This is a genomic window from Gordonia rhizosphera NBRC 16068 (assembly GCF_000298195.1).
GTDB lineage: Bacteria > Actinomycetota > Actinomycetes > Mycobacteriales > Mycobacteriaceae > Gordonia > Gordonia rhizosphera.
In genome coordinates, this window is record NZ_BAHC01000131.1 from 1 (window position 1) to 21,492 (window position 21,492).

A 21,492-nucleotide genomic window follows, 5' to 3' on the forward strand; every position below is an offset into this window, starting at 1 on the left:
GATGGACGAGATGAAAGAGCGGTGGGTGGCTGCGAACATCGCCTGCGAGAAGGCAGGTGACTGGAAACCGCTCGCCGACTTCTACACCGAGGACGCCACCTACGGCTGGAACTACGGCCCCAAGAAGGATTTCATGGCCGTCGGGATCGACGAGATCCGAGACCTGGCGATGGGGCAGGAGATGGAGGGCCTGGAAGGGTGGACCTACCCATACCAGTGGTGGGTGATCGATGATCGGACCGGCGACATGATCGGCTTCTGGAGGCAGGTCTACGACAAGCAGCGTCCCGACGGCACCAACTACGGCATCACCGAGGGCCTCGGGGGCAGCTGGTTCCGCTACGGCGGCAACTTCAAGTTCGCCTGGCAGCGCGACTTCTTCGACTACGGCAACGTGGCAGAGGCCTACATGGAGATCTTCACCGACAAGGTTGCCAGCGAGGGAATGCTCAAGCGTATGGAAGTGGCCACCGGAAACCAGCCGGGCTGGTACCCGCTCGGGAAGGCGCCGTCTCCGATGTGGAACATCTGAATCCACCCACGTGATGGTTGCTGCGTCACCTGTCGTTCGATTTCGGGGAAGCGATCGCGCGGGGAGAAGCAGGTCGTGGGTGTCTCACCCCTTCCGGAGGCGGAAATGGACATGAATCTCGGCGGCCGGGTTGCCGTCGTCGGCGGTGGCACACGAGGCATCGGCCTCGCGGTCGCCTACGCACTGGCCGGCCATGGGGCATCGGTCGTGGTGAACGGCCGCGACAAGGACGCGGTCGACGCCACCGTCGAGGAGATCCGCGGTGGCGGAGGATATGCCGTCGGCGTGGCAGGCTCGGCGGGTGACGAGGGTGTCGCGCAGGATATGGTCGATGCGGCCCTCACCGAGTTCGGAGCGCTCGATGTCGCCATCAACTGCGCGGGTATCGCGGAGCCGCCCGGCTCCACGGTGCTCACCATCAGCAGAGACGAGTTCCGCGAGCAACTCGACGCACACCTGATGAGTGCCTTTCACATCACCCAGGCAGCGGGTCGAGTGTTCGTCGAACAGGGCTCGGGTGCTGTCGTTCTCACCGGCTCGGCCGGATCGCTGGGAATGTTCGGCGGCAGCGGGTATGCCGCTGCCAAGGGCGGGGTGAACTCGTTGGTCCTCGCCTCCGCCGGTGAGTTCGCGGCGGCGGGAGCGCGGATCAACGTGGTGATGCCGGGCGCAAGATCACGTCTCTCTACCGGGCCGGACTACGAGGCCCACATCGAGCGGTTGCACCGCATGGGAGTGCTCGATGATATGACCCGCGATGCGGCGATGGATCCGGCACCGCCGGAATATGTTGCTGCCCTGTACGCCTTCCTGGTATCCGACGCTGCGCAGGACATCAACGGCCAGATCTTCACCGCGTCCGGTGGGTTCATCGGCCGCTACGATCCACAGCAGCCCACGTTCATCGCCTACCGGGACCACAAGACTTCGCAGCCCTACAGTTCCGCCGAGCTGGCGGAACTGCTCGCCCACCCCTGGTAGCTTCGCTAGTTCTGGAGTGATCACCACATGCTCATCGAATTCGATGACTATCCCATCCATCAGACCTCGTTGCCGCTCGGACAGACCGGATCGGGGAATCCAAATCAGTATGATCGATTCTGGTTCAACGGATTCCGCGAAGATCTCATCTTCGGGGTGGCGTTCTGTTCCTATCCCAACAAGGCGATCATGGACGGTGCCTTCTCGGTGGTCCGGGACGGGCGGCAAACCTCAGTCTTCGCCAGCGGGCGAATGAACCGTGATCCGGTCGACACCCACATGGGTCCGATCTCCATTGAGATCGTGGAGCCGATGCGGGTTAACCGAGTCGTCGTGGATGCGCCGGAGCAGGGCATTCGTGCCGATCTCACCTACACGGCGACGACGCAGGCGATCCAGGAGGCGCATCAGCGCACGCTGGCCGGCAATCGTCTCTTGATGGACAACACGCGAGCCACCCAGTGGGGGCGGTGGACAGGGTGGATCGAGGTCGACGGTCACCGGGTCTCGCTGGGTGAGGGCTGCGCGGCGACCAAGGACCGCTCCTGGGGAGTGCGAGCGAGCGCGATCCCAGACGGGGCGTTCGACATGCCCGACCCGTTCCTGTTCCTCTGGGCGCCGATCCATTTCCCCGACGAGTACTTCCACTTCCTCACCTTCGAACGTGCCGACGGCTGGCAGTGGGTGCACGACGCCATGCGTGTGCCACCCACGTCCACAGGAGGTGACCTGGTGCGGTTCCGGCATGTGGATCACGAGATTGACTGGGCGCCGGGAAAACGTCGCGCACGGCACGCCACCCTGGTGCCCCATCCGCTCGACGGTACCGCCGAACCCATGACCCTCGAACCCCTCGCCACCTTCCAGATGCGCGGTATCGGCTATTCCCATCCCGAATGGGGGCACGGGAAATGGCACGGTGAACTCGCGGTCGGCGGCGAGAGCGTGGTCATCGACGAACTCGATCCACTGGCCCCGGAGAACCTGCATGTTCAGCAGTTGGTCCGTGCCACATGGGGTGACCGGGTCGGGATCGGAGTGCTCGAACAGATCGCGATCGGACCCCTGCCGCGGTACGGGTTCAACGAATTCCTCGACGGCGCAGAATAACTCGAACCTTCCGGCCACTTTGCGCGGTCAGTCGTCGGATCGGGTGGCCTTGCCGTTTGCGGACAGATCGATCCAGAACCGTGCACCCTCCGCGATGGCTTCGCGCACCGGGGAGGGCTCCCACCCCAATTCGCGAACGGCCTTGTCGTGGCTCATCTTCGACATGTAGTGCATCAACCGCACGGTCTTGACGCTCAGCAGCGGGCTCGCCCCGGTCAGCCGGTTGCGAAGCGAACCGAACGCGCCGATCACATACAGCGTTGGTTTGTGCAGCACCAGGCGAGGGGGTCGGCGTCCGGCGGTCGTCGCCGCGATCGACACGACCTCGTCGATTCCGACCTGCGACTCGGAGATGATGTAACGCTCACCGATGCGGCCCTTGTCGGCTGCCAGGATGAGCGCCGCAGCGGCGTCGTCGATACCGACCGATTCGGTGCGCATGCCCTTGATGGTGAACGGCAGCTTGCCGAGAGCGGCGCCGGCCACCATGGAGCCGTGTGGTGTGGGGAGGTAGTCGCCCGGCCCGTAGGTGTTGGCGACGCACATCGCCACCACCGGAACCCGCCCTTCGCAGGCGTATCGCAATGCCAGTTCTTCGCCCGCCACTCGCGAGCGGATGTAGTCGTCGGCATTGTCGTCCCAGTTGAAGGCATCCGACTCGGTGACGACGTGGCCGGGGTGTCTGCCGATGGTGGCGATGCTGCTGGTGAAAACGAACCTGCGGAGATCGGCTCGGGCGGCGACATCGAGGACCGAACCCAGACCGTCGACATTCGTCCGGAACAGCGGCGTGGTGTCGCTCAGCCATGCCCGTGCATCCACTGCGCAGTGGAAGACCACGTCGCAACCTGACATGGCTTTCGTCAGCGCGTCGGTGTCGAACAGATCTCCGACGGCTCGCTCGACATCGAGGTCGTCGATCGCGCGGGTGTTGCTGGTCTGGCGTACGAGGACGCGTATCTGTTCACCGGAGTTCACCAGTTGCCGGGTCAGCCGTGAACCGAGGAAACCGGTCGCGCCGATGACGAGTTTCATGACAGCGCACCGGGGATGAGATCGTCGATCGCCACGGCCCCACGGCTGAGCATCGTCATGAACATCGTGTCGCCGCGCTCCGTGGGCTTGGCAGCGCCGGCACCGAACACCACGATCAACATGGTGTGGAGGAGTCCGTCCACGTAGTCGTCCCAACACTGCTGGAACGAGTAGTCGGAGACCCCGCGTCGGAGCAGCTCAGCGTGGTAGGCGGCCACGATATCGCGTTCGTGGAGTCGCCGGTCCTCGATGTCGAGACTGGTGGACAGCAGGAAGCTGATGTCGCGCAACGGAGATCCCGCCGAGATGGTCTGCCAGTCAACGATCGTGACCTCTCCGTCCGGCGCGAAGAGCACGTTGTCGACGCGCAAGTCGGAGTGGATGATCGAGAAATGTGGACGCGGGGCGATGAGCCAATCGCGGGCATTGGCGACCAGATAGTCCAACGCCGCCGCCTCCCGCTCGCCGAGGTCGAAGCGCTCTCGGAAAGCATCGGCCATGGGAGCCAGGAACTCCTGCATCGCGTCCGCATCCTCTTGAGTAGGAAGGCCGAGGCCATGCTCGCTGGCAAGGGTGTCGTCGCACCATCGCGGCGCGTGCAGCCCGGCGGCGCCGACCGCCACTGCTTTGATCACCTCCGGGCCAGCACCCAGGATCTGGTCGCCTTGTTCGGCCGGTGTCATGTCCTCGAGCAGCAGCACGAACTCGGTTCCCTCGTCGGAGATCTCCGATGCGTAGGCGGTCGGGGTCGGGGCATCGACCGTATCGGCGATCTCGCGGTAGAAACGGATCTCGTTGCGGTAGGCGCCGACGACGAACAGACGCTGATCGATCGGTCCGGTCGCGAGTTTGGCCACCAGAGTGTCCGGCAGTGGAGTGTCGTCGGACCGGTAGCCCAGCGTCAACCGGTACGAGCTGGCCATCTGTCCGGAGCCGACCGGCCGCGCCGACACCGTCTCGACGATCACGTCATGCCCCGCCGTGCGCAGCAAGCGGGTGAGGTACTCCGCGGTGAGCTCGTCGACGCTGACAGGGATCGGCGTGGCTGTGGAGGCGGGATTCCCTCCAGTGGGGGTTGCGGTGGTCATCGGTTCTCTCCTGCCTCGACGGGGTGGGCCGCTGCGGTGGATGCGGAGGCGCACATCCCCGGATTGACCGGTAGCTCCGGGAGTGTGGGGCGTACGGCGCGGTAGGCGTCGAGTACCGGCAGCAGCTCGGACGGCGCGGCGCCGTGCATGATGACCGAGTCGACACCGAGGTCGAACTGCCGCGCAATGGTGGCCGCGCATTCCGCCGGTGTTCCGACCGCGCTGTCGGCGACCCATGAGCCGGGGATCAGCTCGGCCAGCTCGATCAGCTCGTCGTCGGTGGCGGTGGCGTCGATGGGGCCCCGTGCGTCGGTGAAAGCCGAACTCGCGCGGATCTTCTCCAGATCGTCGGCGCGCCAGCCGTTCGCCCGCATGAGGACGTCGGGGTAGCCCTGCAGGTAGGTGGCCAGGCGCCCGTACAGACGGCGACGGCGCTCGGCCTCGTCGAATTCGTCCGGGACGGTGGCGACGACACCCCAGATGCGCACCGACGCCGGATCACGGCCCGCTTCCTCAGCAGCAGCGCGCACCGTCTTCACGGCGGTGCGGGTGGCCTCGTCGGAGAAGAAGGTGTGCAACACCACCGCATCGGCGATCCGGCCGGCCAGCCGCAGGGTCTTCGGAGACATCGTGACGAGCATGATCGGCACCGGGGGCACCTCGACGCCGATGTTGAGATAGTCGAACTTGCCCAGCGGACCATCGTGCGCGAGGATCATCTCCCCACGCCACAGGGTCCGCAGCACCGACGCGACGTCGGTGAGTTGCGCACTGGTGACGTCCGGCAGGCCGAGCACCTGCCACTGCAGAGCGAATCCCCGGCCCAGTCCCAGGGCGAATCGTCCGCCGCTCATCGTCGACAACGTCGCCCCCATCGACGCGGTGATGATCGGGTGGCGGGTGTTGTGGTTGGTCGCCGCGGTCGCCACACCCATCCGGCGCGATGCCGCGACCAGCCCGCCGCTGATCGCGGCGGCGTCCTTGACGTTGAAGCGTTCTGAGATGAACGCCGCGCCGAACCCGACCCGATCGGCCAACTGGGCCTCGGACACCAACTCGGCCGGGTTCACCGGATGGCGCGAGAGAGCATAGTAGCCGAGTTCCGGGAGGGTCGGCGCCACAGTCGCATCCGATGCTGTCATAGACTTGTTCTTCCCCGTGATCAGTTCTGGAACGTGTTGTCGTGTCTCGATCTGCTCAACCGATGATGCGTCGACTTGCGGGTTCCCACGGTGTGGTCACACCGCCGAGGCGGCCATGCTGTACGTCGTCGATCGGGCGGGCCGTTCCCAGAGGATTCCGCCACCCGATGTGGCTCCCTCCTCTTTGAGGGTCCGCTTGAGGATCTTGTTGGTTGCGGTTGTCGGGAGGTCCTTTGCGACACGTATGTAGCGAGGCCACGCCTTCGGCGACAGATCAGGCTGTGCGGCAAGTTGATCGGCGAAGGACTCCGGACTGAGGTCCGCGCCGTCGTGCAGCACGATGGCGGCCATGACGGCGTCACCCACGTGTTCGTCGGGAACGGCGTAGACGGCGACGCGGTTGATCTCGGGGATGCGTAGCAGGATCCGTTCGATGGGTCCGGCGGCGAGGTTCTCGCCGTCGACGCGCATCCAGTCGCCGGTGCGGCCCGCCAGATAGATCCAGTTATCTGCATCTTTGTAGGCGAGATCGCCGGACCAGTACATGCCGTGTCGCATCCGCTCGTTGGTTGCGACGTCGTCCTTGTAGTAGCCGTTGAACATGCCGGCGCCGGTGGTGTTGACCAGTTCACCGATTGCCTCGTCGGCGTTGATGATTGCGCCGTTCTCGTCGAACTCGGCTCGCGGTGCTTCGGTGACGGTGTCCGAGTTGTAGATGGCGACACCCGGCGCGCCTTTGCCGATGGACCCTGCAGGGGTACCGGGTTCGCGGGTGACGACGATCGCCAGTTCGGTGGAGCCGAAGCCGTCCCACACAGTGCAGTCGAAGCGCCGCGAGAACTCCTCGATGTCGCGGTCGCTGGCCTCGTTGCCGAAGGCCACGCGCAACGGGTTGTCGGCGTCATCGGGTTTCTCCGGTGTCGCCATTATGTAGGCGAGCGGCTTGCCGACGTAGTTCATGAACGTGGCGTGGTACCGGCGGACGTCGGAGAGGAAGTTGGACGCGGAGAATGGTGCCGGGGCGATTGCGGCGCCCGTGCACAACGCGACGCAGTATCCACCCATGAGTGCTGCGGAATGGAAGAGCGGCATCGACAGGTAGCAGACGTCATCCGATGTGATGGCGTACTTGTCGACGAAGAATGGACCCGCGAACGGGATCATCATGTGCGCGAAGCGCACCGGTTTGGGGTTGCCGCTGGTACCCGAGGTGAAGATGAGCATGTAGGTGTCCGTTGCGGTGGGCACCGAGTCGGGGGTCAGTTCGCCGGCGGCGGCGAGGAGGTCGTCCCATTGCGCTGCCGAGGTGTCGATGACGTGCACCCCGGGTAGGTCGAGACCGTCGAGCAGGTCGCGGTGTCGGGCGTCGGTGATCACGATCTGGCAGTCGGCACGCATAATGTCGGCGGCGAGGCCGTCGCCGCGGCGGGTGGTGTTGATTCCGACGGTGACGTAGCCGCCGAGTGCGCCGGCGGCCAAGGCGATCAGCATGTCGGGGGTGTTGCCCAGCAGTGTGCCGATGTGGACGGGCCGGGAGTGATCGGCGACGCCGAGAAGTGCGGCAGCTACCCGGCGGGCCTCGGAGACGTAGTTCCGCCACGTCCACTGTCGGCCCTCGAAGGTGATGGCCAGGGTGTCGTCGCCCGCACGCTCTTGCAGGAGTTCGGTCACCGTATCGGCCATGCGGTTGCCTCTTCTCGTCGAGTGCTTGCTCTGCTGTCGGGTTGCATCTGCCGTCACGGTTCCCGGCGGTCGGACGGCGCCGCGTTGAGTGACAGACATAACACAGGTGCTCCAAGTGCAACCCAGGCTACATGCGCCCTAGACAAGTGTCCAGATGTGTATCTAGATTTGCCCTTGCGAGGCGAGTTGCGCGTTTGGGGGCTCGCGTGGTGCTCGGCCCGCGCGTCCGATCCTCACTGGTCGGAGCCAATTCTCGCACAGACACGCAGTGTCGACGCCGTGGTAGATCGTTATCTATACCGTTGACAAGACAGGTGTCCAGACTTATGGTCAGATCACCGTTCAAAAGGTGATGTCTGTCACTTCATTGGGCAGCGCTGTGGCGTGGATCGCCACTGTTCTCAAATCGTGTCGGAGAAAGGGAGCGGTTCAGATGAGTCTTGGAAGGTCCAGTCGCCGCGTTCGTGCAGCCGCAGCAGTCGGCGCAGTCGTGCTCGCGGGTGGTTTCGCCGCCGGGTGCGGCAGCAGTACCAATGAGGGGAGCGCAGCATCGTCGGCCCCGACCTCTGCACTGCCCGACAATCCCGCGACCGGCAGCGCGGTGAAGATCGGTTTCATCGCCACCGAAGGTGGTGCCGCGGTGTCGATTCCAGAACTGCGCGAAGCCGCGGAAGCCGCGACGAAGTACGTGAACGACAACGCCGGTGGGATCACCGGTCACAAGATCGATCTGGTCGTATGCAAGCAGCAGGAGGACCCCACATCCGCGCGGAACTGCGCCAACCAGATGGTCGAGCAGCAAGTGGCCGCGGTCCTGTCGCCGGGTACCTCGCAGGGTCCGGTGATGCTCCCGATAATCTCGGGCGCACAGATCCCCTTCGTGGGCTTCAACGGCGTCTCGCCGCAGGAACTCATGTCGCCGGACTCGTCCATGCTCAGCCCCGGCCTGCCCGGCGTTTTGACATCGACGGCCGAGTACGCGGCGAAAAACGGTTGGAAGAACGTCACTTTCATCGTCGGCGACACCGGGGGAGCCCCCGCGGTCGTCCAACAACTGGGTGACCCCATCTTCACGGCCGCCGGTGTCGGGATGAAATCCGTACCGTACCCGGTGGGCACCGCGGACCCGACGCCCCAGATCACCGCGGCGCTGGCGAACAACCCCGACGCGGTTGGCGTGATATCCGATGCCAGTGCGTGTATCTCGGTTCTGAAGACGATGCAGGCCAGCCACCCAGATGTCAAGAAGATCCTGATCCCGACCTGCCTCGAGGAACAGGTGATCAAGGCTGCCGGCCAGGCGTCCGTCGACGGTGGTGTCGGCCTCACGTTGATCGACCCGTACTCGGACAAACCGGATTCTGAGTTGTACCGCAGTGTCTTGGCCGCCTATGCGCCGGAACTGAGCCCGTCGGGCCTCGGGTCGGCCTCCTACCAACTGGTGGTCGGTCTGCAACGGGCAACCAACAACATCCAGGGTGAGGTCAACGCCGCGTCCATCAAGGAAGCGCTCAAGACGTCCAAGAACGTCGAGATGCCGGCCGGTGGTGGCATCACATTCTCCTGTGACGGAACCGCATTCCCGCAACTCCAGTCGATCTGCTCGCGTCAGATGCTGGTGGGGCCGGTCAAGGACGGCATTCCGACCGACCTCCAGGTCACCGGCCAGACCGGATAACGCCCTCCGGCCACGGACCGTCCAGGAAGGCTCGATGTGACCGATCACCTCACCTACCTGTTTCTCGGCCTGGGGAACGGAGCAGTCTACGCAGCAATCGGGCTCGCGTTGGTGATGACCTTCAAGAGTTCCGGGGTCGTCAACTTCGCAACCGGGGCCGTCGCTCTCTACTGCGCCTACACCTACGCCCTGCTCAGGTCGGGTGAGCTGATGATTCCGATTCCGGGGCTCCCCAAGACGGTTGACCTCGGTCAGCCCCTTGGGGTGGCCCCGGCCATGATCATCTCGCTCATCATCGCGGCGCTTCTGGGGATGCTGTTCTATGCGCTGATCTTCCGCCCGATGCGCAACGCCTCGGTGGTGGCCAAGGCGGTCGCGTCGATCGGTCTGATGTTGTTCATCCAGTCCCTGATCGCTCTCCGCGTGGGCACCGATCCTGTTGCCGTGGCAGCGATCATCCCGCTCAAGACGTTCAATCTGGGTGACACCTCGCTGCCGACCGACCGATTCTGGCTGGCGGTCATCGTGATCGCCATCGCTGTCGTGGCGACGCTGGTCTACCGCTACACACGCTTCGGCGTCGCCACCGAGGCGGCCGCGGAGTCAGAGAAGGGCGCATATCTCACCGGCCTGTCCCCGGACCGGATCGCATTCAGCAACTGGGCCCTGTCGTCGGCGATCGCCGGGCTCGGCGGCATCCTCATCGCGCCGCTGGTGACGCTGAATCCGATCGCCTACACGCTGTTCATCGTCCCGGCACTGGCCGCCACCCTCGTCGGCAACTTCAGTTCGATCTGGCTGACCGTCGTCGCGGGCATCGTCATCGGCTGCCTCCAATCGGAGGCGATCAATCTCCAAACCAGCTATTCGTGGGTGCCGAAAGCCGGTGTTGCCGAGTTTGTTCCGCTGATCCTCATCCTGATATTTCTGGTGTTCAAGGGGCGTGCGCTACCCGACCGCGGTGCCGTCATCCGTCAGCCACTCGGACGGGCTCCCCGCCCGGACCGATTCCTGATCCCCGCTGTCCTGGGTGTCGTCGTCGCGGTGATCGCGTTGCTTGCCACGGCCGGCAGCTGGCGTGCCGCCATCGTCACCACCATGATCTTCGGGGTGCTCGGACTCTCGCAGGTCGTGGTCACCGGCTTCGCGGGTCAGATCTCGCTGGCACAGCTGACACTCGCCGGGGTGGGCGCGTTCTCGGTCAGCGTCCTGAACACTCACCTGGGTATACCGTTCCCATTCGCCCCGATCATCGCAGCCCTGTTCGCCGGAGCGATCGGTCTGATCGTCGGGCTGCCGGCCTTGCGGGTACGAGGCCTGCCGTTGACCGTGGTGACGCTGGCACTCGCAGTATTCTTGGAGGCCTTCTGGTTCCGCAACCCATCGCTCAACGGCGGCACCACCGGGTCCCCGATCGACGATCCGCGGCTGTTCGGCATGAGTCTGGGAATCGGGTCCGGCGAGGCCTATCCACGGATGGGTTTCGCTGTCCTGTGTCTCGTGGTTCTGCTCGCGTGCGCACTGTTCGTCGCCTGGCTACGACGCAGCCGCCTCGGCATGTCGATGCTGGCGGTGCGGGCCAACGAACGTTCGGCCGCAGCAACCGGCATCAACGTACCGGTGGTGAAGCTCGCCGGCTTCGGTATCGCGGCGGTGCTCGCCGGCCTCTGCGGTTCACTCATCGGCTACCAGCAGACCCTGGCCACGCCGGACCCCTTCACCGTGTTCGTCGGTATCACCGTGTTCGCGCTCATCTACACCGCAGGCGTCACCTCGGTGGGAGGTGCGATCCTGGCCGGCATCATGGCTCCGGGAGGTGTCTTCTACCTCGCCTTCGACCGTTTCATCAACCTCGGTGACTACTACACGCTCATCAGTGGTGTCCTGTTGATCATCACGGTGATGGCGAATCCCGACGGCATCGCGAGCAGGCTACCGCGGATCCCGTTCCCCGCCGTGCGAATTCGTCGTCCGGTCGCGGTGGACACAACCGGTGCGCAGGGGGAAACCCCGCAGCCCAACGTCACCGATCACACCGCGCTCGCAATCGACGGTGTCGGAGTACGGTACGGTGCGGTCCAGGCGGCCGAGGATGTCACCCTCAAGGTGCATGAGGGCGAAATCGTGGGATTGATCGGACCGAATGGTGCGGGCAAGACGACGGTGATCGACGCGATCAGCGGATTCGCTCCGGCGACCGGTACGGTTGTCCTCGACGGGTTGGATCTCGGCGCCAAACGTCCGCATGAACGCAGCCGCGCCGGTCTGGGCCGCAGCTTCCAGGATGTCGAGCTCTACGACGATCTGTCGGCCGCGGAGAACATAGCCGTGGGCGCGACGAACGGCGGGGACGACACCCGTGTCGCCGTCCTGCTCGCGATGCTCGGACTCGATGAGCACAGTAAGACCGAGGTCTCGTCACTCTCCCAAGGGCAACGGCAGCTGGTCTCGGTGGCCCGCGTGCTGGCCTCGAAACCCAAGGTGGCCTTGCTCGACGAACCCGCGGCAGGCTTGGATACCAACGAAAGTCGCTGGCTCGGTCTGAAACTCCGTGCCGCTTGTGCCGATGGCACGGCGATGTTGCTCGTCGACCATGACATGGACCTGGTTCTCACGTTGTGTGACCGGGTGGTCGTCCTCGATCTCGGCAGGGTGATCGCCACGGGTACGCCGGCGGAGATTCGCGACAATCCGGAGGTGGTCCGCGCCTACCTCGGCGTGCCGGCCGACACGGCCGTCGATCTGCACCACGACGGGGTTCCAGAACTCATGACACAGGAGAGCACGCCATGACCAGGCTTGAGATCTCAGGACTCTCCACCGGGTACTTCAGGCAACGACCGTGCCTGCGAGACGTGAACCTGAATGTGGACCAAGGGGAGCTCTTGTGTCTCCTCGGTCCCAACGGTGCCGGGAAGACCACACTGCTCCTGGCCCTCGCCGGGTTGATACCAACCTTCGGCGGCACGGTGCGGATCGACGGTCACCAGGTCAGAAGCGGTCACCCGCGTTCCTCGGTCAGCAGTGGCCTCGTCCTGGTTCCCGATGATCGCGCGTTGTTCCGCAGGCTGAGCACCGAACAGAATCTGAGATTGGCTGTGCGTGAACGTGGTTCGCGCACAGTCGGCGTGGAACAGGTGTTGGAGTACTTCCCGGCGCTGCGCAAACGCCTCAAGATCGATGCCGGGAGGTTGTCCGGCGGCGAACAGCAGATGCTCGCGATCGGCCGTGCGATCGTTCAGCGCCCCAAGGTCCTGCTCATCGACGAACTCAGCATGGGCCTGGCGCCGGTTATCGTCGAGGAGATCCTCCCGGTACTGCGTAGGCTGGCCGAGACCGACGGGACCGCGGTGATCCTGGTGGAGCAGCACGTGCATGTGGCATTGCGCGTCGCCGACCGGGCTGCCGTGCTCGTGCACGGTGAACTCGTCCTGGAGGATTCCGCCAGAACCCTGCTCGACCATCCGGATCGGGTCGAGCGCGCTTATCTCGGCCAGGGTCTGGCCGCTTCGGGGCGGTCGGCGCCCGGTGGGTGATGTATACGCTCCCAGCTCGGGCGATGCGTCCAGGCAAAGCCGGAAGGCCTCGTGACCGAGGGTGCGGATGGAACTGCGCTCATGGGCATCGTCCAGGGCACCGCGATGATCTGCGTCCTCGGTGGAGTCGGTCTCGGATGTCACGATCGAGAACCTCCGGGTGGCGCTCTCGCGGGGCATCCTCGCGCGGGTGTCGGCCGGGCCAGGCGAGCAGAACGATTGAAACCGCATGACACCACATGCTGTTGTTCAACAGCAGCATATTTTGCGATGAGGCCAGCGGTCTGCTACCGGGTGTCTCCACCCACTGTCGCGGCCCGGTGAACCGCACGCACTCAGACGGCCTGAGGTCGTCCGCCCTTCGCGCGACAGTGCCCGAATCACGACAACCTGGAAATGATAGAAGCCACTATGTAATAGTGGCTTCGGTGATCGGTACACCGGACCACGGGTAGCCCCCGAACCGGTAGGGCACGCTTCCTGAATCGGAGAACCTGCATGCTGGAGCACGACCTCGAATCCGAATTGACGCCGGCCATCGGCGGTTACGCGGATCTGACACGGACCCAACTCGTGACGCTTCTCCCCGAATTGCTGCTCTGCGGTCAGTTCGTGGACCGCGCCGGTATGCCTTGGGCCATCATCCATCTCGGTCAGGACGAGATGGCGCAGGTTGCGTGCGAGGAGTGGATGGGAGCCAGTCCCATCTACACCCAGCGTATGCAGCGCGCGCTCGATTTCGTCGGCGACGATGTCATCACAATCTTCAAGGGTCTGCAACTCGACTGTGGCGCACCGCCTCAGTACATGGACTTCCGGTACTCGCTGGAGTCACCCACGCGCGGACACTTCGAACTCGCGCATTGTGGTGCCCTCATGGACGTCGAGCCGATGGGTCAGGACATGGCCAAGCTGATGTGCCACGACATGGAAGACCCGACTTTCGACGCGACTGCGATCGCAACCAACCCCAAGGCGCGGATGCGTCCCATCCACCGCCCGCCACGACGACCGGAAGACATCGCGGCCGACACCCGACCACACTGCCGCTGGGTCGTGTTCATCGACGAGACGGCGGATCCGTTACCGGTCCCTTCGGAGACCGTCGAGATGCAGTCAACCCGAGCCGCCGGACTCGAGTTGAGTCCTATCGATCCATCCGACGACGGCCGCAGTGCCTATGACGGGCCGCTCGTCGACGATATCGACTTCGCGGAGTACTCGCGGTCCGCGCTCGTCCGGATGGCCGACGAGGTCACGTTGCAGTTGCATCTGCTCGATCAGGCTTTCGCCCGTGCCATCCGTCGACGGGTCACCGACGACGCGACGGCCATCGAGATCCTGACGAACCAGGCGATGGGCTTCGCGGCGAGTGCGGCCGCCCGGTTCGTCAAGGCGCTGGAGATCCCGCCGACGCTGGCGGGTGCCGCATACCTGCTGTCCGTGCACCCGGTTCTCAACCCACGCGCCTACGTTGCCCTCGACGTCGACGGCAGCTCCATGCATATGAATCCTTCACCGGCGCAGGAGGACCCGGACTCGTGGCCCACGCTGACCGGACCCGGTCGACCTGAGGTGCTCCAGGCGATCGTCCGAGCACTCGAACCGAGCTTCGACGTCGAGGTGACCGGCACCGACAGCGACTGGACAGCGCGAGTCGTACACGGGGTCGCGCCGAGGAAGGAGCCGTCCGCGATCAAGTTCGCCGGTGCGAGTGCGGCCAATTCCTGGGAGTTCTCGCACCGGACGTCGCTGCCCATAACGCCGGTCTGACGAACCGGTCTGGCCGCGCCCGCAGCATGCAAGCGCGCCCGATCAGCCCACCGGCCGGCTCAGGGCGAATGCCACCGGCATCCGCTCCAGCCCACTGACGAAATTCGCGGCACGCAGTGGCAACGTCTGCTCGTCGGCGAGCCGCAGGTCGGGAATGCGTTGGGTGAGTCGTTCCATCATCGCGTTCAGTTCGACGCGTGCGAGCTGATTGCCGAGGCAGAAGTGCCGACCGAAGCCGAAGGCCACGTGGTTGTTCGGCTCCCGATGGAGATCGAAGGTGTCGGGGTCATCGAAGACCACACCGTCGAAGTTGGCCGACTCGAACAGCAGCAGACACTTGTCGCCGGCTCGCAGCCGGGTGCCAAAGAAGTCGACGTCCGAGGTCACCGTCCGCTGGATGTTCTTCACGGGAGAACTCCAGCGCAGCATCTCCTCCACCGCGGTGGGGATCAGCGACGGGTCGGACACGAGCTCGCCGTATTCGCCGGTGCGCAGGAGCTGTTCCACACCGCCGGTGAGAGCATGCCGGGTGGTCTCGTCTCCCGCGACCAGCAGCAGCAGGGCCTCGTGCAGCATCTGCTCGTCGGAGAGGGCGTCACCGTCGATCCGGGCGTGGACGACGATGCTCACCAGGTCGTCGCGCGGCGTGCCCTGACGGTCGGTGATCATGGCGGACATGTACTCGGAATACGCGGCGAAGGCATTCATCGTCTTCTGGATCTGCTCGTCGGTGATCGTCGAACTCAGCGCCTCGACCAGCGTATCGGACCAGTGGAGCAGCAGAGCATGATCCGACTCCGGTACACCGAGCATGTCCCCGATCACCGCCATCGGGAGCGGCGCGGCGACGTCACGGACGAAGTCGCACTCGCCGCGCTCGGCCACCCCATCGATGATGGTGTCGCAGAGGTCGGCGATCGAGTCCTTCATGTCCCGCACCCGGTTACGGCTGAATCCAGCGCTCACCAGCTTGCGGCGCTTGAGGTGTTCGGGGTCGTCCATGTCCATCATGAAAGGCATCGCCACATTGCCCGGGCGCGTCCCGCCGGCGTTGCAGAAGATTTCCGGCGCTCGCTCTGCGGCCATCAACGCCTCGTGACTCGCGATGCCGATCAATCCGTTGCGATCCACGAAGACGGGCTCGTTCTCCCGCATCCAGCGGTAGGTGGAGTGCGCGGCCTCACGATCGGCGTAGAAAGCCCCGTCGGCGAGGTCGACGTCAGGTCGGGTCTCGGTCTTCGGGGTCAGTTGCGTTGTCATGGTGTTTCTTTCGGTTCGCGGTGAACAGGTCGTGGGAGTGGCTACCGCGACCGCCGGTCTGGCTCAGCCTCGACCGAACGCTATGTCTGGACAGGGCGTTGTTGATAGCTGGCGGGCGCGCAGGGTGCGATATGCCGTCGAGTGGCCCTCACGAACCCAGAGTTGGCCGCCGTCGGTGGTCGGGCCCTGGAGTTTGAGCTGGCGTTTGAGTATCTTGTTGGTCGCCGTGGTGGGAAGGTCGCGTTCGACACGAACGAACCTCGGCCATGCCTTGGGCGACAGGTCTCGCTGCGCCGCAAGCTCTTCGGCGAGATCCTCCGGTGTCAATACAGCGTCATCCTGCAGGACGATCGCGGCCATCACCGCGTCGCCGACATGCTCGTCGGGGACCGCGTACACGGCGACCCGATTGATCTCCGGGATGCGCAGCAGGATGCGTTCGATGGGTCCGGCCGCTAGGTTCTCGCCGTCGACGCGCATCCAGTCGCCGGTTCGTCCGGCCAGGTAGATCCAGTCGTCGGCGTCCTTGTATGCGAGATCCCCCGACCAGTACATGCCGTGCCGAATCCGTTCGCTGGTCGCGTCGGCATCGTTGTAGTAACCCAGGAACATCCCGGCGCCATTCATGTTGACCAGCTCGCCGATCGCCTCGTCGGCATTCGTCAGGGCGCCGTGCTCGTCGAACTCCGCACGGGGGCACTCGGACAGTGTCTGCGAATTGTACACGGCCACATCGGGAAAGCCCTTGCCGATCGATCCGTGCGGAGTACCCGGTTCACGGGTGATGATGATCGCGAGTTCGGTGGAACCGAATCCGTCCCACACGGTGCACCCGAAACGCCGGGAGAACTCGTCGATGTCGCGGTCGGTGGCCTCGTTGCCGAAGGCGACCCGCAAGGGGTTGTCGGCGTCGTCGGGCTGCTCCTCGGTCGCGAGGATGTAGGCGAGCGGTTTGCCCACGTAGTTCATGTAGGTGGCGCCGTAGCGGCGGATGTCGTGCAGAAAGGTCGATGCCGAGAACTTGGCGGGTGCGATCGCCGCACCGCCGCACAGGGCCACACAGTAGCCGCCCATCAGGGCCGCGGAGTGGAACAGTGGCATCGACAGATAGCACACGTCGCCGGGGCCGATGCTGAATTTGTCCACGAGGACGGGCCCGGCGAAGGGAATCATCATGTGCGCGAACTGAACCGGTTTGGGGTTGCCGCTAGTACCCGAGGTGAAGATCAGCATGAAGGTGTCGAGCGCGGTCGGAACCGAGTACGGGGTGAGTTCGCCGGCGTCGGCGAGGAGCTTCTGCCACGCCGGTGAGAACGTGGCGACGACCGTGACACCGGGAAGGTCGAGACCGTCGAGTAGGGGGTGGTGCTCGGCGTCGGTGATGAGGATCTGACAGTCGGCGCGCAGGATGTCGGCGGCGAGCCCCTCGCCGCGGCGGGTGTTGTTCACGCCGACCGTGACATAGCCGCCGAGCGCTCCCGCCGCCAACGCCAGCAACATGTCGGGGGTGTTGCCCAGTAGCGTGCCGATGTGCATCGGGCGTGACCGGTCGGCGAGCTCGAGGATCGCCGCGGCCATCCGGCCGGCGTCGGCGATGTACTCGCGCCACGACCATTCGCGGCCCTCGAAGGTGATTGCCAGGTTGTCGTCGTCGGCGCGCTCTTGGAGGAGTTGGGTCACGGTCTCGGCCACCCGACCACTGTAGAACGTGTTCTCGTTTTGTGGAAGCACTTGCAGTTCGTCGAGCGCGCGCGCCAGATCCTCGAGCGTGCGCGTCTCACCGTCGGCCGTGCGCGTCTCACCGTCGGCCGTGCGCGTCTCACCGTCGTCCCTCGGCCTGGTTCACCGTGCGTGCGCACGCTCGACGAACATCTGTGCACCGTCGACGGGGCGAAGCCGCCCTCCGCACGAGGAGCAGTGGGAAGGCTCCGAAAGGCGGGTCAGCGGAAGAGGATGTCGGCCGAGGCGCGGCTGAGCAGCATGCCGTCGTGGGCATGCATGGTCGCCTCGAACGAGGCGATCCGGCGGCCGACCTTCACCGGCGTGACGTCGACGATGACCTCGGCGCCGTGCACCGCGGGCGACCGAAGGAAGCTGATCGCGAGGTCGCCCACCTGGTAGTCCCGTCCTGCTTGCGCGTTGGCCTGACCGGCGAACGAACATGCCTGTCCGGCGATCGCGGCGATCACTCCTCCGTGCATCGTGCCGAAGATATTCGCCATCCACGCGTCGGTCTGCACAGTGAAGCGGACACCGACACCGGCACCACTTTCGACGACTTCCACGCTGCCGTTGAGCATCTCCGTGATCGGGCCGGCGGGTCGCACACCGGTGGCGATCTGCTCGACGATGTCGCGCCCGGCGAGGCCTGGTGCGATCGCGGGCGGTAGTTCCACCCCGACGACGACCTCGGGCGGGACGCCGACACCCCGGGCTTCCGCGGGGTGTTCGTCGTAGCTGCGGGCCACTGCGGCATTGCGCGCGGTGCCCGACGAGCACAGGTGGCCGGTCGACGTGGTGATGTCGATCCGGGTGGTCCCGAAGCCCACGTCGTGCATCAGCAGTTCGGCGGTACCCGTGACACGGTCGGCGACGTCGACGTGCCCCTGCATCGCCATCGACAGACGGGCCTGAACGCAGGGCGAACCGGTGACGCCCGAGCTGAAGAACGGTAGCCCGCCGAGGTGATCGAAGAGCACCGCCAGTGCCGGGAGGTCGATCCGTCCCCGATGGTCGGCGAAGCGCGGCCCGAGCTGCTGCTCGGCGGTCACCACACCCGGAGCGGCGGCGGAGACGTTGCCGATGCCGAAGGCGGTGACGGGGTCATGGGGGATCGAAACGGTCACCGATTCAATCAAGCACATGGAGCCCGCTCGGACGAATCGGCGAAAGCGTGATCCTCGCATCTGCGCTGCGTGCACGGTCGATGTGAATAAGCGCACTGTGGACGATCTGGTGCGCACTGTGGACGATCGGGTGCGCACGGTGGACGATCGGGTGCGCACGGTGGACGATCTGGTGCGCACGCTGGAGGGGCGAGGGTGCACGGTCGGCGCGGGGGTGGGGTGATCGCGGGCGTCGGTCTCTGCAGAAAAACAATCATGCGTGATTGATTTTTCCTCGACAGTGTGTGACGCTGATCTCATGGCGCTCGTGGATGGGGTCGTTGCAGACCTGACCGCTCAATCAGCAGAACTCGACGAACTGGTGTCCGCCCTCGACGACGCGGACTGGTCGCGTCCCACGCCGGCACCCGGGTGGACGATCGCGCATCAGATCGCCCACCTGTCGTGGACCGACGGGGTGGCGGCGATCGCGGCCACCGACCCCGACGCGTTCGCGACGCTCATCGAACAGGCCGCGAAGGACCCGGGCGGCTACGTCGACGAGGCAGCGGAAAAGGCTGCGCTCGCGCCGCCCGCCGAGATCCTGGCCGAGTGGCGGCGCGCACGGGCCGCCCTCGCCGACGCCCTGCGCACGGTTCCCGACGGCGTGAAGATCCCATGGTTCGGGCCGCCGATGTCGGCCGCGTCGATGGCGACCGCGCGCCTCATGGAAACCTGGGCACACGGGCTCGACGTCGCCGACACCCTCGGGGTCGTCCCGGCTCCCACCGACCGGATCAAGGCGGTCGCCCACATCGGTGTCCGCACGCGCGACTACGCGTACGCGGTCAACGGCCAGACGCCTCCCGCCGCGCCGTTCCGCTACGAGCTCACCGCACCATCGGGGGAACTGTGGAGCTGGGGTCCAGACGACGCGACCGACATCGTCCGCGGACTCGCAATCGACTTCTGCCAGCTGGTGACCCAGCGACGAGCGCTCGACGACCTCGATCTCGAGATCATCGGCGACGACGCGATCCACTGGGCCGGGATCGCGCAGTGCTTCGCGGGCCCGCCCGGCGAGGGCCGCGCGAGCACCCGCGAGCCGGCCGAGGAGACCCAACCGTGAACCGCGACAAGGTTGTCCGCATCGGCAACGCGTCCGGTTTCTACGGTGACCGGTTCTCGGCGATGCGGGAGATGCTCGAGGGCGGCGAACTCGACTACCTGACGGGCGACTACCTCGCCGAGCTGACCATGCTGATCCTCGGCCGCGACCGTATGAAGGACCCGAAGACGGGCTATGCCAAGACATTCCTGCGACAGATGGAGGACTGTCTCGGTCTCGCTGTCGACAAGGGTGTCCGGATCGTCGCCAACGCCGGGGGCCTCAATCCACACGGACTCACGGTCGCGCTGCGCGAACTGGCCGAGAACCTCGGCATCGACGCCGAGGTTGCCTTCGTCGATGGTGACGATCTCCGCGACCGCGCCGAGGAACTCGGTCTGGGTACCCCGCTCACCGCGAACGCCTACCTCGGTGCCTTCGGCATCAAGACCGCCCTCGACGCCGGCGCCGACATCGTGGTCACCGGCCGGGTCACCGACGCGTCGCTGACCGTCGGGCCCGCCGCCAGCGAATACGACTGGTCCTATGACGATCTCGATGCGCTCGCCGGAGCGGTCGTGGCCGGGCACATCATCGAGTGCGGTGCGCAGGCCACCGGCGGCAACTACGCCTTCTTCACCGAACTCCCACAGATGGGACATATGGGGTTCCCGATCGCCGAGATAGCCGCGGACGGAACGTCGATCATCACCAAACATCCCGGGACCGGTGGGGCCGTGACGGTCGGCACCGTGACCGCGCAACTGCTCTACGAGGTCGGCGGACCGCGCTACCTCGGCCCGGACGTCACCACCCGCATCGACTCGATCCAGCTCGGCCAGGACGGACCGGATCGCGTGTCGGTCCGCGGTGTCCGCGGTGAGGCACCGCCGCCGACGACCAAGGTGTCGCTCAATCACCTTGCCGGCGTGCGCAACGAGATCACCCTGATCCTCACCGGACTCGACATTGAGGCGAAGGCGGCGTTGTTCCGGCAGCAGTTCCGCGCAGCTCTGCCGACGGTGCCCGCCGAGATGACCTGGGATCTGTCCCGGCTTGATCGCCCCGATGCCGAGACCGAGGAGCAGGCGAGCGCGCTGCTGCGATGCGTCGCCCGTGACCCCGATGCCAAGAAAGTCGGCCGGACGTTCTCGGCCACCGCCGTAGAGCTCGCGCTGGCCAGTTATCCCGGGTTCGCGATGACCGCGCCGCCCGGTAACGGAACACCCTATGGGGTGTTCGAACCCGGTTACGTCGATGCCGCCGTCGTCGAGCACCGTGTTGCGCTCCAGGACGGAGTGGTCGAGCGTATCCCGCCCAGCCCACTGCGCACCGAGGTCCCCGACGACACCCCGGACAGCTCCGTCGCCGGTGCGGTAACCGACTGGGGGCCGTCGATGTCTCTCCCGTTGGGGACCATCGCCGGTGCCCGCAGCGGCGACAAGGGTGGCAGCGCGAACATCGGTGTGTGGGTGCGCAATCCGGACCACTTCGCCTGGCTCGACGAGACCCTCGACGTGGATCTGCTCAAGAAGTTGTTGCCGGAGATGGCCGACCTGGTGGTCCGGCGCTACCGGCTGCCGAACCTGAACGCCGTCAACTTCGTCATCGAAGGCGTGCTGGGACGTGGGGTCGCGGAAAACGTCCGCTTCGACCCTCAGGCCAAGGGGCTGGGCGAGTGGCTGCGATCGCGGCCGGTGCCGATCCCCGTCGCCTATCTGCAGAGTCAGGAGAAGTAGCC

At 65.5% G+C, this 21,492-nt stretch carries 17 protein-coding genes; 10 read left to right on the plus strand and 7 right to left on the minus strand.

The window, feature by feature from the left end; all coding sequences use genetic code 11:
• Position 1 precedes the first annotated feature (1 nt).
• From GORHZ_RS16585 to GORHZ_RS16595, 3 genes are all read left to right on the plus strand, one after another.
• Entirely contained in the window at positions 2–532 is a 531-nt protein-coding gene (locus tag GORHZ_RS16585; protein WP_006334873.1) for a hypothetical protein, read from the plus strand.
• Positions 533–637: 105 nt separating this feature from the next.
• Positions 638–1,513, plus strand: a complete 876-nt coding sequence (locus GORHZ_RS16590; protein WP_040532320.1) for an SDR family NAD(P)-dependent oxidoreductase — start codon at positions 638–640, stop codon at positions 1,511–1,513.
• 27 nt (positions 1,514–1,540) lie between these two features.
• On the plus strand, positions 1,541–2,623 hold the full coding sequence (locus GORHZ_RS16595; RefSeq protein WP_006334878.1) for an Rv3169 family protein: 1,083 nt from the start codon (positions 1,541–1,543) through the stop codon (positions 2,621–2,623).
• A 27-nt stretch (positions 2,624–2,650) separates the two neighbouring features.
• On the opposite strand, the gene GORHZ_RS16600 is transcribed toward GORHZ_RS16595, so the two are convergent.
• The 4 genes from GORHZ_RS16600 to fadD1 (GORHZ_RS16615) form a co-directional block, all read right to left on the minus strand.
• Positions 2,651–3,658 (minus strand): NAD-dependent epimerase/dehydratase family protein, encoded by a 1,008-nt coding sequence (locus GORHZ_RS16600; protein WP_006334880.1) that lies wholly within the window; start codon positions 3,656–3,658, stop codon positions 2,651–2,653.
• Positions 3,655–4,746, minus strand: a complete 1,092-nt coding sequence (locus GORHZ_RS16605; protein ID WP_006334890.1) for a phosphotransferase — start codon at positions 4,744–4,746, stop codon at positions 3,655–3,657. The genes GORHZ_RS16600 and GORHZ_RS16605 overlap by 4 nt, the downstream gene beginning before the upstream one ends.
• Positions 4,743–5,888, minus strand: a complete 1,146-nt coding sequence (locus GORHZ_RS16610; RefSeq protein WP_040532321.1) for a TIGR03857 family LLM class F420-dependent oxidoreductase — start codon at positions 5,886–5,888, stop codon at positions 4,743–4,745. Before GORHZ_RS16610 ends, GORHZ_RS16605 begins: the two co-directional genes overlap by 4 nt.
• Before the next feature lie 96 nt (positions 5,889–5,984).
• Positions 5,985–7,571, minus strand: coding sequence for a fatty-acid--CoA ligase FadD1 (fadD1, locus tag GORHZ_RS16615; RefSeq protein WP_006334892.1), 1,587 nt, complete (start codon positions 7,569–7,571; stop codon positions 5,985–5,987).
• A gap of 433 nt (positions 7,572–8,004) precedes the next feature.
• Here fadD1 (GORHZ_RS16615) and GORHZ_RS16620 point away from each other — a divergent pair, with 433 nt between their 5' ends.
• The 4 genes from GORHZ_RS16620 to GORHZ_RS16635 all read left to right on the plus strand — a co-directional run bounded on the left by GORHZ_RS16620 (position 8,005) and on the right by GORHZ_RS16635 (position 14,558).
• Entirely contained in the window at positions 8,005–9,249 is a 1,245-nt protein-coding gene (locus GORHZ_RS16620) for an ABC transporter substrate-binding protein (protein ID WP_040532322.1), read from the plus strand.
• Between the two features lie 36 nt (positions 9,250–9,285).
• On the plus strand, positions 9,286–12,042 hold the full coding sequence (locus GORHZ_RS16625; protein ID WP_006334894.1) for a branched-chain amino acid ABC transporter permease/ATP-binding protein: 2,757 nt from the start codon (positions 9,286–9,288) through the stop codon (positions 12,040–12,042).
• Positions 12,039–12,785 carry an ABC transporter ATP-binding protein gene (locus tag GORHZ_RS16630; protein ID WP_006334895.1) on the plus strand — a complete coding sequence of 249 codons (747 nt, stop codon included), beginning with the start codon at positions 12,039–12,041 and terminating at the stop codon, positions 12,783–12,785. The genes GORHZ_RS16625 and GORHZ_RS16630 overlap by 4 nt, the downstream gene beginning before the upstream one ends.
• A gap of 498 nt (positions 12,786–13,283) precedes the next feature.
• On the plus strand, positions 13,284–14,558 hold the full coding sequence (locus tag GORHZ_RS16635) for a hypothetical protein (RefSeq protein WP_006334896.1): 1,275 nt from the start codon (positions 13,284–13,286) through the stop codon (positions 14,556–14,558).
• A gap of 42 nt (positions 14,559–14,600) precedes the next feature.
• Here the strand turns inward: GORHZ_RS16635 and GORHZ_RS16640 are convergent, their stop codons facing one another.
• The 3 genes from GORHZ_RS16640 to GORHZ_RS16650 all read right to left on the minus strand — a co-directional run bounded on the left by GORHZ_RS16640 (position 14,601) and on the right by GORHZ_RS16650 (position 18,664).
• Entirely contained in the window at positions 14,601–15,818 is a 1,218-nt protein-coding gene (locus GORHZ_RS16640) for a cytochrome P450 (RefSeq protein WP_006334897.1), read from the minus strand.
• A gap of 63 nt (positions 15,819–15,881) precedes the next feature.
• The gene (gene fadD1, locus GORHZ_RS16645; protein ID WP_051998968.1) at positions 15,882–17,510 is read right to left on the minus strand and encodes a fatty-acid--CoA ligase FadD1; all 1,629 of its coding nucleotides are present in this window, start codon (positions 17,508–17,510) and stop codon (positions 15,882–15,884) included.
• 248 nt (positions 17,511–17,758) lie between these two features.
• Positions 17,759–18,664, minus strand: a complete 906-nt coding sequence (locus GORHZ_RS16650; RefSeq protein WP_006334899.1) for a PaaI family thioesterase — start codon at positions 18,662–18,664, stop codon at positions 17,759–17,761.
• A gap of 97 nt (positions 18,665–18,761) precedes the next feature.
• On the opposite strand from GORHZ_RS16650, the gene GORHZ_RS31990 reads away from it, so the two are divergent.
• From GORHZ_RS31990 to GORHZ_RS16660, 3 genes are all read left to right on the plus strand, one after another.
• Entirely contained in the window at positions 18,762–18,887 is a 126-nt protein-coding gene (locus tag GORHZ_RS31990; protein WP_280986272.1) for a hypothetical protein, read from the plus strand.
• 75 nt (positions 18,888–18,962) lie between these two features.
• On the plus strand, positions 18,963–19,772 hold the full coding sequence (locus tag GORHZ_RS16655; RefSeq protein WP_006334901.1) for a TIGR03084 family metal-binding protein: 810 nt from the start codon (positions 18,963–18,965) through the stop codon (positions 19,770–19,772).
• Positions 19,769–21,490 carry an acyclic terpene utilization AtuA family protein gene (locus tag GORHZ_RS16660; protein ID WP_006334902.1) on the plus strand — a complete coding sequence of 574 codons (1,722 nt, stop codon included), beginning with the start codon at positions 19,769–19,771 and terminating at the stop codon, positions 21,488–21,490. The genes GORHZ_RS16655 and GORHZ_RS16660 overlap by 4 nt, the downstream gene beginning before the upstream one ends.
• The last annotated feature ends 2 nt before the right edge of the window (positions 21,491–21,492 follow it).